This window comes from Streptomyces sp. NPDC054866, assembly GCF_053610745.1.
Window position 1 is genome coordinate 273,791 of sequence record NZ_JBSGZA010000002.1, and the last position, 16,181, is coordinate 289,971.

Consider the following 16,181-nt stretch of genomic DNA (forward strand, 5'->3'; position numbering starts at 1 on the left):
CGCCCCACTGACAGTCGGCCCCAACCCTCACCCGCGACCGCGCTGTCAGCCGCGCGTGGGAGGATCGGAGACGTAGCTCACGTACGTGCTCGAAGGGGAGCCGACCATGGCAAGGAAGTCGCCCAAGGGTGATCCGGTCCAGGACGCGCCGCAGGTCGCGGAGGTCCAGCACGCCGCGGCGGGCCTTCCCGCCATCGGTCACTCACTGCGCATGGCCCAGCAGCAGATGGGTGTGCGCCGCACGGCGCTGACGCTGCTGCGGGTCAATCAGAAGGACGGCTTCGACTGCCCCGGCTGCGCCTGGCCCGAGCCGGAGCACCGGCACACGGCGGAGTTCTGCGAGAACGGCGCGAAGGCGGTCGCCGAGGAGGCCACGCTGCGCCGCGTCACCCCCGACTTCTTCGCCGCGCACCCCGTGGCCGACCTCGCGACGCGCAGTGGGTACTGGCTGGGTCAGCAGGGCCGCCTCACCCACCCGATGTATCTGGCGGAGGGCGCCGAGCGCTACGAACCCGTTTCCTGGGAGCGGGCCTTCGACATCATCGGCGAGGAACTGGCCGCGCTGGACAGCCCGGACGAGTCCGTCTACTACACCTCGGGCCGCACCAGCAACGAAGCGGCGTTCCTGTACCAGCTGTTCGCCCGCGAGCTGGGCACGAACAACCTGCCCGACTGTTCGAACATGTGCCATGAGTCGTCCGGCTCCGCGCTCACCGAGACGATCGGCGTCGGCAAGGGCAGCGTCCTCCTGGAGGACCTCTACAAGTCGGACCTGATCATCGTCGCCGGGCAGAACCCTGGCACGAACCATCCGCGCATGCTCTCCGCCCTGGAGAAGGCGAAGCACAACGGCGCGAAGATCATCACGGTCAATCCGCTGCCCGAGGCGGGCCTGGAGCGCTTCAAGAACCCGCAGACCCCGCAGGGCATGCTCAAGGGCACCGCCCTCACCGATCTCTTCCTGCAGATCCGCCTCGGCGGCGACCAGGCCCTGTTCCGCCTCCTGAACAAGCTCATCCTCGACACCGAGGGAGCGGTCGACGAAGATTTCGTCCGCGAACACACCCATGGGTACGAGGAGTTCACCGAGGCCGCGCGCGGCGCCGACTGGGACGAAACCCTCGCCGCGACCGGCCTCACCCGCGAGCGCATCGAGGAAGCCCTCGCCATGGTCCTCGCCTCCAAGCGCACCGTCGTGTGCTGGGCGATGGGCCTCACCCAGCACAAGCACGCCGTGCCGACCATCCGCGAGGTCGTCAACTTCCTTCTGCTGCGCGGCAACATCGGCCGTCCGGGCGCGGGCGTGTGCCCGGTGCGCGGGCACTCGAACGTGCAGGGCGACCGCACGATGGGCATCTTCGAGCGGCCCGCTCCGGCCTTCCTCGACGCCCTGGAGAAGGAGTTCGGCTTCGCGCCGCCGCGCGAGCACGGCCTGGACGTCGTCCGCGCGATCAGGGCGCTGCGGGACGGCGAGGCGAAGGTGTTCTTCGCGATGGGCGGCAATTTCGTGGCGGCCTCGCCCGACACGGAGGTGACGGAGGCGGCGATGCGCAAGGCCCGCCTGACCGTCCACGTGTCGACGAAGCTGAACCGCTCGCACGCCGTCACGGGCGCGCGTGCCCTGATCCTGCCGACGCTGGGCCGCACCGAGCGTGACCTTCAGGGCAGTGGTGAACAGTTCGTGACCGTCGAGGACTCCATGGGCATGGTGCACGCATCGCGCGGCCGCCTGGAGCCCGCGAGCCCGCACCTGCTCTCCGAGCCGGCCATCGTGTGCCGCCTCGCCCGCCGCGTCCTCGGCCCCGAATCGGCCACCCCCTGGGAGGAGTTCGAGAAGGACTACGCCACGGTGCGCGACCGCATCGCGCGCGTGATCCCCGGCTTCGAGGACTTCAACGCACGCGTCGCCGACCCCGCGGGCTTCGCCCTGCCGCACGCCCCGCGCGACGAGCGCCGCTTCCCCACGGCCACCGGCAAGGCCAACTTCACCGCGGCGCCGGTCGAGTTCCCCGCCCTGCCCAAGGGACGGCTCCTGCTCCAGACGCTGCGCTCGCACGACCAGTACAACACCACGATCTACGGCCTCGACGACCGCTACAGGGGCATCAAGAACGGCCGCCGTGTCGTCCTGGTCAACCCCGAGGACGCCCGTGAGCTGAGCCTCGCCGACGGGTCGTACGTGGACCTGGTGAGCGAGTGGAAGGACGGCGTCGAGCGTCGCGCGCCGGGCTTCCGGATCGTGCACTATCCGACGGCCCGGGGCTGTGCGGCGGCGTACTACCCGGAGACGAACGTCCTGATCCCGCTGGACGCGACCGCCGACACCAGCAACACCCCCGCCAGCAAGTCCGTCGTCGTGCGCCTGGAACAATCAGGGACCGACTGAGCGTTCGCTCAGCGACAGTGAGGACGACGAACGGAGCCGGGCCCCATGGGCGAGCAGCACAGCGTGAAGTTCCCGCAAGAGGTCATCGACGAGTACGCCGCGCTCGGCATCGACCTGCCCGCCCTGTTCTCCGCGGGCGATCTGGGCATCCGGATGGGCGTCCAGATCGTCGAGGCCTCCGCCGACCGCGTCGTCGGCACGATGCCGGTCGAGGGCAACACCCAGCCGTACGGCCTGCTGCACGGCGGCGCGTCCGCCGTGCTCGCCGAGACCCTGGGCTCGGTCGGCTCGATGCTGCACGGCGGGAGCCGGAAGCTCGCCGTCGGCGTCGACCTGAACTGCACGCACCACCGCGGCGCGCGTTCGGGCCTGGTCACCGGCGTGGCGACGCCCGTGCACCGGGGCCGCTCCACGGCGACGTACGAGATCGTCATCACCGACGAGCAGGACAAGCGGGTGTGCACCGCGCGGCTGACCTGCCTGCTGCGCGACGTACAGCCCAACGACGCCGCCGCGTAAGGCGGTTGAAGGCGATCGAAGGCGGAAGAAGGCGAGTGCCCTACGCATTGTCGGAGCGTGGGGCGCCGGTCTAGCGTCTGTGCATGAGGCACCGGAAACCGCTCTGTGCGCTCGCCTTCACCGCCCCCCTCGCCACCCTCCTCACCGCTCTCCTCGCCGCCGGATGCGGGAGTTCACCTTCCGCCGACGCCCCCGAGCCCGCACCCTCCCCCGCCACCACGTCCCCCGAGGACCTCTGCACGGCCCTGATCACCAAGTGGGGGCGGCAGATCTACGACTCGGGCAAGGAGACCTACGGCGACTACCAGTCGATGGGCCTCTCCAACGGGCAGTACATGATCCTGCGGGACACACTCGACCTGGCCCGCACCGAGCGCGAGCGCCACGGAGCCGCCGCGGGACGGAAGTTGATCACCCGTCAGGCACGTGAGCGGTGCGAGGAGCGCTACCGCCACGGGGAGCCGAGCGGCGGGCCGTGGGTGTGAACGCCATCGGCCCCATAGAGCCCGGTGACCACACCTATGACGCCCGCGCCGCCGCCACGGACCAGGTCGCCGTGCACCCCGTCCGGACCCACCCGCTGCTCACCCGGCACCGCCGCACCGCCCTGGCCGTCGCCACGGCCGTGATCGTCGGGGCCGCCGGGCTCAGCCTCTACCTGACCCGCCCCCGGCCCCCTGCGCCGCCACCACCGCTCTATCCGTCGCAGACCGTGTCCGTGACCTACCGGGGCGACATGACGCACCCGCTGGCCGGTGACCGCACGTTCAGCTTCACCGTCGCCCTCAGCCAGAACTCGGGACCCCCGGTGTCCGTCAGACGGATCACGCAGACGACGGAGGCCCTGTCGGTCACGGTCGCCCCCCATACCCCATTCACCGTGAAAACAGGAACCCCTCGGACGGCACGAATCACGATGCACATTCGCGAATGTGGAAATGTGCAACGGGACGCCGGACTCCCTTTCCTGGTCGTAACACTGCGTAATGTGCGCGCAATGCAGTTACAGAGCTTCATCCTCGGCGAGAGGTACGCAAAAGATCTTTCCGGGGCCCTGACAGCCGCATGCCCCCCGAACACTGATGTCATGAGTAAAACACCCTGACAGTCCTGCAAGTTCTCAGCATGCGGGATGCGCCGAAGGTGGCGCATTCCGTCCCAACCACCCCCTGAGTTCCACCGCGGAATACTCCGTGGCATAACAAGAGCGTCACACCTTTGGCCTGACCACTCCACCAGGAACAAAGCGGCCCTTAGAGTCACGGCCAGTCACCGCGCCCACCGGATTCCTGTCAGTTCGGTTCCGCGCTCGACTCGGCCACCCAACAGGGGACGGCCGTGCCAGGGGAAAGGACTGATCGTGCGTCAACGTTCGCTCATAGCCATCACCGCTGCACTCACCGCGGGGGCACTCACCCTCACCGCCTGTGGCTCACGCGACGACAAGGACAAGGAAGACTCCGCGGGCGGCGGAACCACCGTGGTCATCGGCGTCGACGCGCCGCTGACCGGCGACTTGTCCGCGCTGGGCCTCGGCATCCGCAACTCCGTGGATCTCGCCGCCAAGCAGGCCAACGAGAAGAAGTACGTCGACGGCATCACCTTCAAGGTGCAGCCCGCCGACGACCAGGGACAGCCCGCGTCGGGCCAGACCAACGCGACCAAGTTCGTCGCCAACAAGGACATCCTCGGCGCCGTCGGCCCCCTGAACTCCTCCGTCGGCGAGTCGATGCAGAAGGTCTTCGACGACGCGAAGCTCGTCCAGGTCTCCCCCGCCAACACCAACCCGGCCATGACCCAGGGCCAGGACTGGAACGGCGGCAAGAAGGTCCGCCCGTACAAGGCCTACTTCCGTACGGCCACCACGGACGCCATCCAGGGCCCGTTCGCCGCGCAGTACCTGTACAACGAGGCGAAGAAGAAGAAGGTCTTCGTCGTCGACGACAAGAAGACCTACGGCGCCGGTCTGGCCGCCACCTTCAAGGACGAGTTCACCAAGCTCGGCGGCAAGGTCGCCGGCACCGAACACGTGAACCCGGACACCAAGGACTTCGGCGCCGTCGCCACCAAGATCAAGAACTCTGACGCGGACGTCGTCTACTACGGCGGCGAATACCCCGCGGCAGGCCCGCTCAGCAAGCAGATGAAGAAGGCCGGAGCCAAGATCCCCCTCGTCGGCGGTGACGGCATCTACAGCGCCGACTTCGTCAAGCTCGCCGGCAAGGAAGGCAAGGGCGACTACGCCACCTCCGTCGGCCAGCCCGTCGAGGAACTGCCCTCCGCCAAGGAGTTCATCGCGAACTACAAGAAGGCCGGCTACAAGGAGGCCTACGAGGCCTACGGCGGCTACTCCTACGACTCGGCCTGGGCGATCATCGAAGCAGTCAAGAAGGTCGTCGAGGACAACGACGGCAAGCTGCCCGACGATGCCCGCGCCAAGATCGTCGAAGCCATGCAGAACGTCTCCTTCGACGGCGTGACCGGCAAGGTCTCCTTCGACGAGTACGGCGACGCCACGAACAAGCAGCTCACCGTGTACCAGGTGAAGTCCACCGAGGACCCGACCAAGGGCTGGGAGCCGGTCAAGTCCGGCACCTTCACCGGCTGAACCACCCCGCAGCACGACACCACCGCGCGGGGCGCTGCCTCAGCAGCGCCCCGCGCGGCGTCGCATCCGTCACCTAAGCCGTCCGCCCTGCGAGGCCCACCGCCACCGCCCGCAGGCCGAACGACACCGAAAGACTCGGAGGACCTGCGGTGCACGAACTGCCGCAACAGCTGGTCAACGGCCTGCTACTGGGATCCATGTACGGCCTGATCGCCATCGGCTACACAATGGTCTACGGCATCGTCCAGCTCATCAACTTCGCCCATGGCGAGATCTTCATGGTCGGCGGCTTCGGCGCCCTCACCGTCTGGCTGTGGCTCCCGGGCGGCACCAGCATGTGGCTCGCCCTGCCGCTCATGCTCATAGGCGCCGTCATCGTCTCCACCCTCATAGCGGTCGGAGCCGAACGCTTCGCCTACCGCCCACTGCGCGGCGCACCCCGCCTCGCACCCCTCATCACCGCCATCGGCCTCTCGCTCGCACTCCAGCAAGCCGTCTGGGCCTGGTACCCCAACGCCAAGTCGTCCCGCACCTTCCCCGAAATGCCCGGCGACTCCATCCACATGGGCTCCATCACCATCCAGCCCGGCGACATCTTCCTGCTGATCACCGCACCGATCTGCATGTTCGCCCTCGGCTACTTCGTGATGAAGACCCGCGTCGGACGCGGCATGCAAGCCACCGCCCAGGACCCCGACACCGCCAAACTCATGGGCGTCAACACCGACCGCGTCATCGTCGTCGCCTTCGCGATCGGCGCCGCCTTCGCCGGCATCGCCGCCGTCGCCTACGGCTTCCGCTACGGAGAAGTCCAGTTCCGCATGGGCTTCCTCTGGGGCCTCAAAGCCTTCACCGCCGCCGTACTCGGAGGCATCGGCAACATCTACGGCGCGATGATCGGCGGCCTCGTCCTCGGCATCGCCGAAGCCATGGCCACCGCCTACATGAACGACATCCCCGGCATGAGCCAGCTCGGCGGGCAGTCCTGGGCCGACGTCTGGGCCTTCGTACTCCTCATCGTCGTACTCCTCGTCAGGCCACAAGGCCTCCTTGGCGAGCGCGTCGCGGACAGGGCGTGAGAACCATGACCACACAGACCACCGCGGCCGACGCGCCCGCCCCCAAGCACGACGACACCCCCACCGGCCTCATCGCCATCCCCGAGGGCCCCGCCCGCGCACTCGCCACCGGCGGCGGCATCCTCACCGTCATCTCCACGTTCATGGCGTGGACCTGGACCGCGGCGTTCCCCGGCGACCTCACCGTCTACGGCTACCCCGGCGGCCTCCAGGTGCTCGTCCTGATCGCCGGCCTCCTGACGACGCTCTTCGGCCTCGCCTCCTACGGCATCAAGGGCGTACGGGCACTGACTCCCGGCGGAGCCGACGCCGCACTCAAGTACGCGGCGCTCGCCGCCTTCGCCACCACCTGGTACACGATCATCTCGATCAGCTACCAGCTCGGCGGCCTTGCCAACCTCGACCCCGGCGGCTGGGTCGCCGCCATCGCCACCCTCGCCTCCTTCACCGGCGCCCTCGCCCTGCCCTTCACACGACCGCACACCTACGCGGTCGACCCCGAAGACACCAGCAGCGAGCAGCTCAAGCACCGCCTGCGCAACGGCGTCATCATCTTCAAGGGCGCCTTCGCCGCCGAAGCCCCGCCCACCCCGCGCAAGCTCCCCAGCTACGTCGAGATCCTGATCATCATCGCCGCGCTCTCGGTGGGCCTCCTGGTCTTCACCTACGGCATCGGCACCGAGTACGACGAACTCTTCATCGGCTTCCTCGTCACCGTGGCGTTCAGCTTCGCCGCACTGGCCAAAGCCGGACTCGTCGCCCAGATCTCCACCTACACCGCACGACACCGCAACATCACCCTCGGCGGCGCCTTCGCCGCCGCCGCGGCCTTCCCGTTCACACAGAGCGACGACCAGTACGCCACCATCGGCGTCTACATCCTCATCTTCGCCACCGTCGCCCTCGGCCTGAACATCGTCGTCGGCCTCGCAGGACTCCTCGACCTCGGATACGTCGCCTTCCTCGGCGTCGGCGCCTACGCGGCATCCATGGTCTCCGGATCGCCCTCCTCACCCTTCGACGTCCACCTGCCGTTCTGGGGCGCCATCCTCGTCGGCGCGGGCGCATCGCTCATCTTCGGCGTGCTCATCGGCGCCCCGACGCTGAGGCTGCGCGGCGACTACCTCGCCATCGTCACCCTCGGCTTCGGAGAGATCTTCCGGCTCGTCGCCATGAACTCCGACGGCACCTCGGGCCCGGACATCACCAACGGCTCGAACGGCATCTCCTCCATCCCGAACCTCAAGATCCTGGGCTTCGACCTGGGCATCGAGCACTCCATCCTCGGCGTCACCATCGGCCGGTTCGCGAACTACTTCTTCCTGATGCTGCTCATCACCCTCGTCGTCGTCCTGGTCTTCCGGCGCAGCGGCGACTCCCGCATCGGACGCGCCTGGGTCGCCATCCGCGAAGACGAGACCGCGGCACTCGCCATGGGCATCAACGGCTTCCGCGTGAAGCTCATCGCCTTCGCACTCGGCGCCACACTCGCCGGACTCGCGGGCACGGTGCAGGCACACGTCACCTACACCGTGACACCCGAGCAGTACCAGTTCGCCAACACCGTCCCGCCGAACTCCGCGTTCCTGCTCGCCGCCGTCGTCCTCGGCGGCATGGGCACCATCAGCGGACCCCTCGTCGGCGCCGCACTGCTCTACCTCATCCCCAGCAAACTCTCGTTCCTGGGCGACTACCAGCTCTTCGCCTTCGGCCTCGCGCTCGTCCTCCTCATGCGCTTCCGCCCCGAAGGCCTCATCCCCAACCGCCGCCGCCAGCTCGAATTCCACGAAGCCGAACTGGCCCCCGGCGACACGCCGCCACCCACAGTCCTCAGCAAGACAGGGGCCTGAGCCATGACCACCGACACCACCACCAGCAAGGACAGCCCCGCCGCGACACCGGCCGGAGAAACCGTCCTCGACGCCAAGGGCGTCACGATGCGCTTCGGCGGCCTCACCGCCGTACGCTCCGTCGACCTCACCGTCAACAGCGGCGAGATCGTCGGCCTCATCGGCCCCAACGGCGCCGGCAAGACCACCTTCTTCAACTGCCTCACCGGCCTCTACATCCCCACCGAGGGCGAAGTCCGGTACAAAGGCACGGTCCTGCCCAGCAAATCCTTCAAGGTCACCGCGGCCGGCGTGGCCCGCACCTTCCAGAACATCCGCCTCTTCGCCAACATGACGGTCCTGGAAAACGTCCTCGTCGGCCGCCACACGCGTACGAAGGAAGGCCTCTGGTCAGCCCTCCTGCGCGGCCCCGGCTTCCACAAGGCCGAGGCCAAGTCCAAGGCCCGCGCCCTCGAACTCCTGGAGTTCGTCGGCCTCGCCGACAAGGCCGAACACCTCTCCCGCAACCTGCCCTACGGCGAACAGCGCAAGCTGGAGATCGCACGCGCACTCGCCAGCGAACCCGGCCTGCTCCTCCTGGACGAGCCGACCGCAGGCATGAACCCCCAGGAGACCCGCGCCACCGAGGAACTCGTCCTCGCCATCCGCGACATGGGCATCGCCGTACTCGTCATCGAGCACGACATGCGCTTCATCTTCAACCTGTGCGACCGCGTGGCCGTACTCGTCCAAGGCGAAAAACTCGTCGAGGGCAGCAGCGAAACCGTCCAACAGGACGACCGCGTCATCGCCGCCTACCTGGGCGAACCCTTCGAAGGTGCCCCCGGCAGCACAGAGGCCGACGCAACGGGCGACGAGGAGAACAGCCGATGACCGCACTGCTCGAAGTCGAAGACCTCAAAGTCGCCTACGGCAAGATCGAAGCCGTCAAAGGCATCTCCTTCAAGGTCGAAGCCGGCGAAGTCGTCACCCTCATCGGCACCAACGGCGCAGGCAAGACCACCACACTGCGCACACTCTCCGGACTCCTCAAGCCGGTCGGCGGCTCCATCAAATTCAACGGAAAAGCACTACGGAAATACCGCGCCGACCAGATCGTCTCCCTCGGCCTCGCCCACTCCCCCGAGGGCCGGCACATCTTCCCGCGCATGACGATCGAGAACAACCTGCGACTCGGCGCATATCTCCGCAGCGACAAAACCGGCATCGAAAAAGACATCGCGCGCGCCTACGAGCTCTTCCCGATTCTGGGTGAGCGCAGAAAGCAGGCGGCGGGCACGCTCTCCGGCGGCGAACAGCAAATGCTCGCCATGGGCCGCGCCCTCATGTCCCAGCCGAAACTGCTCATGCTCGACGAACCCTCCATGGGCCTTTCGCCGATCATGATGCAGAAGATCATGGCGACCATCTCCGAGCTCAAGTCCCAGGGCACGACCATTCTTCTGGTCGAGCAGAATGCCCAGGCGGCACTCTCGCTCGCCGACCACGGTCACGTCATGGAAGTCGGGAAGATCGTCCTCTCCGGAACGGGGAACGACCTGCTGCACGACGAATCCGTGCGGAAGGCGTACCTCGGCGAGGACTAGGACTCCGTCCCGGCATACGAGAAAGGCCCGCACCCCGGCTTCGGGGTGCGGGCCTTTTCCGTGTGTACGCGAGAGCTACTGCCCCTTGGCGGCCTTCTTCTCGTCGGCGTCCTCGATGACCGCCTCCGCGACCTGCTGCATCGACAGACGGCGGTCCATCGACGTCTTCTGGATCCACCGGAAGGCGGCGGGCTCCGTCAGGCCGTACTCCGTCTGCAGGATCGACTTCGCGCGGTCCACCAGCTTCCGCGTCTCCAGACGCAGCGTGAGGTCCGCGACCTCCTTCTCCAGCGTCTTCAGCTCCGTGAAACGCGAGACGGCCATCTCGATCGCCGGGACGACGTCGGTCTTGCTGAAGGGCTTCACGAGATACGCCATGGCGCCGGCGTCCCTGGCCCGCTCGACCAGGTCACGCTGCGAGAACGCGGTCAGCATGAGCACCGGGGCGATGGACTCCTCGGCGATCTTCTCCGCCGCGGAGATGCCGTCCATGACGGGCATCTTCACGTCAAGGATCACGAGGTCCGGCTTGTGCTCGCGGGCCAGCTCGACGGCTTTCGCCCCGTCACCGGCCTCGCCGACGACGGTGTAACCCTCTTCCTCGAGCATCTCCTTGAGGTCGAGCCGGATAAGAGCCTCGTCCTCGGCGATGACGACACGGGTCGTCAGCGGAGGCACGTGCGACTTGTCGTCGTCATCGGCTACGGGCTGGGGCGACTCGGGGGAAGTCACGGGGGCTCCTCGATCAGGGCTGGGGTGCAGCTCCCAAGAGCCTACCTAGCTGCGGTATGGTGGTTGGGCAGCGGGTCGGGGAAAACCTTCGATTCGTTAGGCCCCGGTAGTCCAATTGGCAGCAGACGAAGGTCTCAAACACCTTACAGTGTGGGTTCGAGTCCCACCCGGGGCACTTTTCCTTAGATCCCAAGGTCACCACTCGCAAGCGGATGTTCTCGTTCCCGTGAACATCCGCTTTTTGCTGCATACCGAGGCCCACCGCCCCGCAAAGTGGGGCACATGTACGACATGGGCACACGCCAGCGGGCGTTGAACCTCATCAGCCAGGGTCTCAGCCTCAACTCGGTGAGCAAAGAGACCGGTGCTTCCAGGGCCGCTATCCGGGCCTGGCAAATCCGCGTCGAGCCACTCGGCTACGACCGTGCCCGTCCGTGCCCAAGATGCCGTGCCACACCAGGCGAGCCTGAGGATCCGGCCGCCTACTCGTACTTGCTGGGCCTCTACCTCGGCGACGGCTGCGTCAGCCTCCAGCGGCGAGGCGTCTACTCGCTGCGGATTGCCTGCGCCGACACGTGGCGCGGTCTCATCGAAGCCTGCGCTGACGCCATCCAGTCCGTACGTCCGGACAACAAGGTCTGCCGCGTGCAAAGCCAGGGCTGTCAGTACGTCACCAGTTGGAGCAAGCACTGGCCCTGCCTCTTCCCGCAACACGGCCCCGGCAAGAAGCACGAGCGCAAGATCGCCCTCGAACCCTGGCAACAGGAGATCGTCGACGCCCATCCCTGGGAGTTCATTCGCGGGCTCATCCACTCCGACGGCTGCCGCGTCACCAACTGGACCACCCGCATCGTCGACGGCGAGCGCAAGCGCTACGAATACCCCCGGTACTTCTTCACCAACCTGTCGGGCGACATCATCCGACTCTTCACGGGCGCCCTCGACAAGGTGGGTCCACTGGAAGGCAGCCAACCACCGCAACATCTCCATCGCCCGCAAAGCCTCAGTAGCCCTCATGGACGCCCACGTGGGCCCCAAGTACTGACCAAGTACCGCCAAGTACCGCCCCACCCCCGCCCGCGCAATATGACGCGTCACTCCCCTCCCCCGCCCTCCCTGGGAGCTGCCCCAAATCCACGGCGAACCCTTGCCCCGCCCCGTACCCCGCTGCGATCTTCGGCCCCATGACTCCCCTGAACAGGCGCAGCTTCGTTGCCGCCGCTGCGGGTGCCGCCGCGGCGGCCGTGGCCATGAATCCTCAGACCGCCTCCGCCATCGACCGCGAGGGCACGAGCAAGGGCGGGGACGACTTCGCCGATGCCGACAAGGGGTTCATCGCGGCCCTCACCCCGGGGGTGGTGAAGAACGCCAAGGGGCAGGTCGTCTGGGACAGCGACGCGTACGGGTTCCTCAAGGGCGACGCCCCCAAGTCCGCGCACAAGAGCCTGTGGCGCCAGTCCCAACTCGTGTCCAAGCAGGGGCTCTACAAGGTCACCGACCGTGTCTACCAAGTGCGTGGGCTTGACCTGTCGAACATGACGATCATCGAGGGCGGCACCGGCATCATCGTCATCGATCCGCTGATCTCGGCGGAGACCGCCGCCGCCGCGCTCAAGCTCTACCGCACGCACCGGGGCGACAAGAAGGTCACCGGGCTCATCTACACGCATCCGCACGTCGATCACTTCGGCGGCTGCCGTGGCGTGCTGCCGGACGGTGCGGGCGACGTACCGATCCTCGCGCCCGATGGCTTCATGGAGCACGCCGTCTCGGAGAACGTGTACGCCGGTACGGCGATGCAGCGGCGCTCCGGGTACATGTACGGGGCGTTGCTTCCCAAGTCCCCCACGGGACAGATCGGTTGCGGCCTCGGGCAATCCGTCTCCGTGGGGTCCATCGGGTTGATTCCGCCTACCAAAGACATCACCGAGACCGGTCAGGTCGAGACCCTCGACGGGGTGAAGTTCGAGTTTCAGATGACGCCGGGGACCGAGGCGCCCGCGGAGATGAACTTCGTGCTTCCCGAGCTGCGTGCCGTCTGTATGGCGGAGAACGCGACGCACACGATGCACAACATCATCACGTTGCGTGGTGCGCAGGTGCGGGACGCCCGGCAGTGGGCGCGCTTCCTCAACGAGTCCGTGGTGTTGTTCGGCGGGCGGGTAGATGTTGCCTTCGCCTCGCATCACTGGCCTACGTGGGGTGGCGAGACCATCGTGGAGTTGCTTGAGCAGCAGCGGGATCTGTACGCGTACATGCATGATCAGACGCTGCGGATGATCAATCGAGGGATGACCGGGCGGGAGATCGCCGAGGAGATCGAGTTGCCTCCCGCGCTCGCGGGCGTGTGGGCGAATCGTGGGTATTACGGGTCGCTCAGCCATAACGTGAAGGGCATCTATCAGCGGTACATGGGGTGGTTCGACGGCAACCCGGCGCATCTGTGGGAGCACCCTCCCGTTGAGGAGGCCAAGCGGTACGTCAAGGCCATGGGTGGGCGCACGGCGACGGTTGCCAAGGCCAAGGCGTTCGCGAAGAGCGGCGATCTGCGGTTCGCGGTGACGTTGCTCAATCATGTGGTGTTCGCGGACCCCGGGTACAAGACCGCTAAGTTCGAACTCGCCAAGCTTTACGTCAAGTTGGGGCAGGCCTCTGAGAACGCCGTGTGGCGGAACTTCTATCTGATGGGCGCCCAGGAGCTGCGCGAGGGCGTGCAGGACTCCCCCACCTCCGTGGCCAGCGCTGACATGTTGATGGCCCTCTCCGTGGACCAGTTGATCGATTCCGTGGCGATCCGCGTGAACGGTCCGAAGGCGTGGGATCTGAAGCTGCGGATGGACTGGAGTCTTCCGGCGCTGGGCAAGGTGTGGCATCTGACCTTGCGGCACGGCGTGTTGACGTATCGCAGTGACGCGGAGAGGGATCCGGACGCGGGGGTCACGTTGACGATGACCAAGCCCCAGTTGCTCGCATTGTTGGGCGGCAAGGGGCTTGGTGACATCAAGGTGGACGGCGACGCGTCGCTTCTCAGTGACCTGCTCGGCGTGGTGGACAAGCCGGATCCGAATTTCGCGATCGTGACCCCCTAGGCGCTACTGGGGGTTGTCGTCCTCGCCGATGTGGTGGATGCGTACGAGGTTGGTGGAGCCGGCGACTCCGGGCGGGGAGCCCGCGGTGATGACGACCACGTCGCCCTTCTCGCAGCGTCCGTACTTGAGGAGGAGCTCGTCGACCTGGCGGACCATGGCGTCGGTGGATTCGACGTGCGGGCCGAGGAAGGTCTCCACGCCCCAGGTGAGGTTCAGCTGCGAGCGCGTTGCCCGGTCGGGGGTGAAGGCGAGGAGGGGGATCGGGGAGCGGTAGCGCGAGAGGCGGCGGACCGTGTCACCGGACTGCGTGAAGGCCACGAGGAACTTCGCGCCCAGGAAGTCGCCCATTTCGGCGGCGGCGCGGGCGACGGCGCCGGCCTGGGTGCGGGGTTTGTTGCGCTCGGTGAGGGGCGGGAGGCCCTTCGCGAGGATGTCCTCTTCGGCGGCTTCGACGATGCGGGCCATCGTGCGGACGGTCTCGATGGGGTATTTGCCGACGCTGGTTTCGCCGGAGAGCATTACTGCGTCCGTGCCGTCGATGACGGCGTTGGCGACGTCGGAGGCTTCCGCGCGCGTGGGGCGGGAGTTGTCGATCATCGAGTCGAGCATCTGGGTGGCGACGATGACCGGCTTGGCGTTCCGCTTGGCGAGTTTGATGGCGCGCTTCTGGACGATCGGCACCTGCTCCAGGGGCATCTCGACGCCCAGGTCGCCGCGGGCGACCATGATCGCGTCGAAGGCGGCGACGATGTCGTCGATGTTCTCGACGGCCTGCGGCTTTTCGACCTTGGCGATGACGGGGAGGCGGCGGCCTTCTTCGTCCATGATGCGGTGGACGTCTTCGATGTCGCGGCCGCTGCGGACGAAGGAGAGCGCGATGACGTCGAATCCTGAACGCAGGGCCCAGCGCAGGTCCGCTTCGTCCTTGTCGGAGAGTGCGGGGACGGAGACGGCGACGCCGGGGAGGTTGAGTCCCTTGTGGTCGGAGACCATGCCGCCTTCGACGACGGTGGTGGTGACGCGGGGCCCGTCGACCGCTGTGACCTCCAGGGTCACTTTGCCGTCGTCGACGAGGATGCGTTCGCCGGGGGTGACGTCCTGGGCGAGGCCGTCGTAGGTGGTGCCGCAGGTCTGGCGGTCGCCTTCGACGCCTTCTTCGACGGTGATGGTGAACTCGTCACCGCGTTCAAGGAGTACGGGTCCTTCGCTGAAGCGGCCGAGGCGGATCTTCGGGCCTTGAAGGTCGGCGAGGACGCCGACGCTGCGGCCTGTCTCGTCGGATGCCTTCCGTACGCGCTGGTAGCGCTCCTCGTGTTCGGCGTAGGTGCCGTGGCTGAGGTTGAAGCGGGCTACGTCCATTCCGGCTTCGACCAGTGCCTTGATCTGGTCGTACGAGTCGGTGGCGGGGCCCAGGGTGCAGACGATTTTTGCTCGGCGCATGGTTCGAGCCTAGGCCTTACCGGCGGGTAGAGAATTGGCTGGGCATGACTACTCAACAACCTTTGCGTGAAGGGTTATTGACAAGTGTTGAATTGTGCGGGGCGCTGCTCTGATGAGCGATTTACTGGGCGCCCCGCGGCGTAAAGCCCCTGTGTGACTACAGCCGGCTACAGCTGTGGCGGTGTCATCGTGAAGCGCGCGTTGACCTGTGCGTAGACGTGTTGCCGTTGGGGTTCGAGGTCGAGGGGGGCGGCTTCCTGGGCCATGTCGGCGGCGCCGCCGTAGGCGACGGTGCGCATGGCGTTTGTCGGGCCGCCGTAGCCGTAGGGCTGGGCGTTCTCGGCGCCGATGTCGGCGAGCTCGACGAGGGCGGCGAGTGTGGTGCCCAGCGCCTGTGCGTATTCCCTGCCTCGTTGGACCGCTTCCCTGACGGCCTGCTGTCGGGCTTCGCGGTGGGTGGGTGAGTCGGGGCGCAGGGCCCAGTAGGGGCCGTCGACGCGGGTCAGTTCGAGGTCGGCGAGGCGTGTGGTGAGTTCGCCGAGTGCGGTGAAGTCGGTGAGTTCGGCTGTGATGTGGACGCGGCCGTGGTAGGCGCGGATGCGTTCGCCGCGGCCGTGTTTGGTGAGTTCGGGGCTGATGGAAAAGGCGCCGGTCTCCAGTGTTTCGACGGATTCGCCGTAGGTTTTCACGAGGTCGATGACGGTGGCGTTGCGGCGTGTGAGGTCGTTCAGGGCGTCGCGCCGGTCGGTGCCGCGTGCGCTGACGGTGATGCCGATGCGGGCGATCTCGGGGTCGACTTCGAGGTGTGCTTCGCCCTTGACGGCCAGGCGCGGGGCGTCGGGGGTGCCGTAGGGGGGCGGGGTGGGGGTGGTCTCGTCCATGCGGCCACTTT

General features: G+C 67.1%; 13 protein-coding genes, 1 tRNA gene and 1 pseudogene. 12 read left to right on the top strand and 3 right to left on the bottom strand.

Going from position 1 to position 16,181, the window contains the following annotated elements; genetic code table 11:
• The first annotated feature begins 106 nt into the window (after positions 1 to 106).
• The 9 genes from ACWGI2_RS09950 to ACWGI2_RS09990 all read left to right on the top strand — a co-directional run bounded on the left by ACWGI2_RS09950 (position 107) and on the right by ACWGI2_RS09990 (position 10,028).
• Entirely contained in the window at positions 107 to 2,386 is a 2,280-nt protein-coding gene (locus tag ACWGI2_RS09950) for an FdhF/YdeP family oxidoreductase (protein ID WP_453694851.1), read from the top strand.
• 45 nt (positions 2,387 to 2,431) lie between these two features.
• Positions 2,432 to 2,905 carry a PaaI family thioesterase gene (locus tag ACWGI2_RS09955; RefSeq protein ID WP_453394965.1) on the top strand — a complete coding sequence of 158 codons (474 nt, stop codon included), beginning with the start codon at positions 2,432 to 2,434 and terminating at the stop codon, positions 2,903 to 2,905.
• A gap of 83 nt (positions 2,906 to 2,988) precedes the next feature.
• The gene (locus ACWGI2_RS09960; protein ID WP_453694852.1) at positions 2,989 to 3,390 is read left to right on the top strand and encodes a hypothetical protein; all 402 of its coding nucleotides are present in this window, start codon (positions 2,989 to 2,991) and stop codon (positions 3,388 to 3,390) included.
• Positions 3,381 to 4,010: a Tat pathway signal sequence domain protein gene (locus ACWGI2_RS09965; protein WP_453694853.1), complete on the top strand. Its 630-nt coding sequence runs from the start codon at positions 3,381 to 3,383 to the stop codon at positions 4,008 to 4,010. Before ACWGI2_RS09960 ends, ACWGI2_RS09965 begins: the two co-directional genes overlap by 10 nt.
• A gap of 255 nt (positions 4,011 to 4,265) precedes the next feature.
• Positions 4,266 to 5,513, top strand: a complete 1,248-nt coding sequence (locus ACWGI2_RS09970) for a branched-chain amino acid ABC transporter substrate-binding protein (RefSeq protein WP_453694854.1) — start codon at positions 4,266 to 4,268, stop codon at positions 5,511 to 5,513.
• A 149-nt stretch (positions 5,514 to 5,662) separates the two neighbouring features.
• The gene (locus tag ACWGI2_RS09975; RefSeq protein WP_160504439.1) at positions 5,663 to 6,592 is read left to right on the top strand and encodes an ABC transporter permease subunit; all 930 of its coding nucleotides are present in this window, start codon (positions 5,663 to 5,665) and stop codon (positions 6,590 to 6,592) included.
• Between the two features lie 5 nt (positions 6,593 to 6,597).
• On the top strand, positions 6,598 to 8,442 hold the full coding sequence (locus ACWGI2_RS09980) for a branched-chain amino acid ABC transporter permease (RefSeq protein ID WP_453694855.1): 1,845 nt from the start codon (positions 6,598 to 6,600) through the stop codon (positions 8,440 to 8,442).
• Positions 8,443 to 8,445: 3 nt separating this feature from the next.
• The gene (locus ACWGI2_RS09985) at positions 8,446 to 9,315 is read left to right on the top strand and encodes an ABC transporter ATP-binding protein (protein ID WP_453394970.1); all 870 of its coding nucleotides are present in this window, start codon (positions 8,446 to 8,448) and stop codon (positions 9,313 to 9,315) included.
• Positions 9,312 to 10,028 (top strand): ABC transporter ATP-binding protein, encoded by a 717-nt coding sequence (locus ACWGI2_RS09990; protein ID WP_453394971.1) that lies wholly within the window; start codon positions 9,312 to 9,314, stop codon positions 10,026 to 10,028. The genes ACWGI2_RS09985 and ACWGI2_RS09990 overlap by 4 nt, the downstream gene beginning before the upstream one ends.
• 75 nt (positions 10,029 to 10,103) lie before the next feature.
• Here ACWGI2_RS09990 and ACWGI2_RS09995 read toward each other — a convergent pair whose 3' ends face one another.
• Positions 10,104 to 10,760 carry an ANTAR domain-containing response regulator gene (locus ACWGI2_RS09995; protein WP_351162226.1) on the bottom strand — a complete coding sequence of 219 codons (657 nt, stop codon included), beginning with the start codon at positions 10,758 to 10,760 and terminating at the stop codon, positions 10,104 to 10,106.
• A gap of 100 nt (positions 10,761 to 10,860) precedes the next feature.
• Here ACWGI2_RS09995 and ACWGI2_RS10000 point away from each other — a divergent pair.
• From ACWGI2_RS10000 to ACWGI2_RS10010, 3 genes and pseudogenes are all read left to right on the top strand, one after another.
• Positions 10,861 to 10,935 (top strand) — tRNA-Leu (locus ACWGI2_RS10000).
• A 107-nt stretch (positions 10,936 to 11,042) separates the two neighbouring features.
• Positions 11,043 to 11,805: pseudogene (locus ACWGI2_RS10005) on the top strand (transcriptional regulator).
• A 139-nt stretch (positions 11,806 to 11,944) separates the two neighbouring features.
• On the top strand, positions 11,945 to 13,849 hold the full coding sequence (locus ACWGI2_RS10010) for an alkyl/aryl-sulfatase (RefSeq protein ID WP_453694856.1): 1,905 nt from the start codon (positions 11,945 to 11,947) through the stop codon (positions 13,847 to 13,849).
• A gap of 3 nt (positions 13,850 to 13,852) precedes the next feature.
• Here ACWGI2_RS10010 and pyk read toward each other — a convergent pair whose 3' ends face one another.
• Together pyk and ACWGI2_RS10020 are read right to left on the bottom strand one after the other, a co-directional pair.
• Complete coding sequence (pyk, locus tag ACWGI2_RS10015) at positions 13,853 to 15,289, bottom strand: pyruvate kinase (RefSeq protein ID WP_453394974.1); 1,437 nt, start codon at positions 15,287 to 15,289, stop codon at positions 13,853 to 13,855.
• A 167-nt stretch (positions 15,290 to 15,456) separates the two neighbouring features.
• Positions 15,457 to 16,170, bottom strand: coding sequence for an SIMPL domain-containing protein (locus ACWGI2_RS10020; protein WP_453694857.1), 714 nt, complete (start codon positions 16,168 to 16,170; stop codon positions 15,457 to 15,459).
• Positions 16,171 to 16,181: the final 11 nt, after the last annotated feature.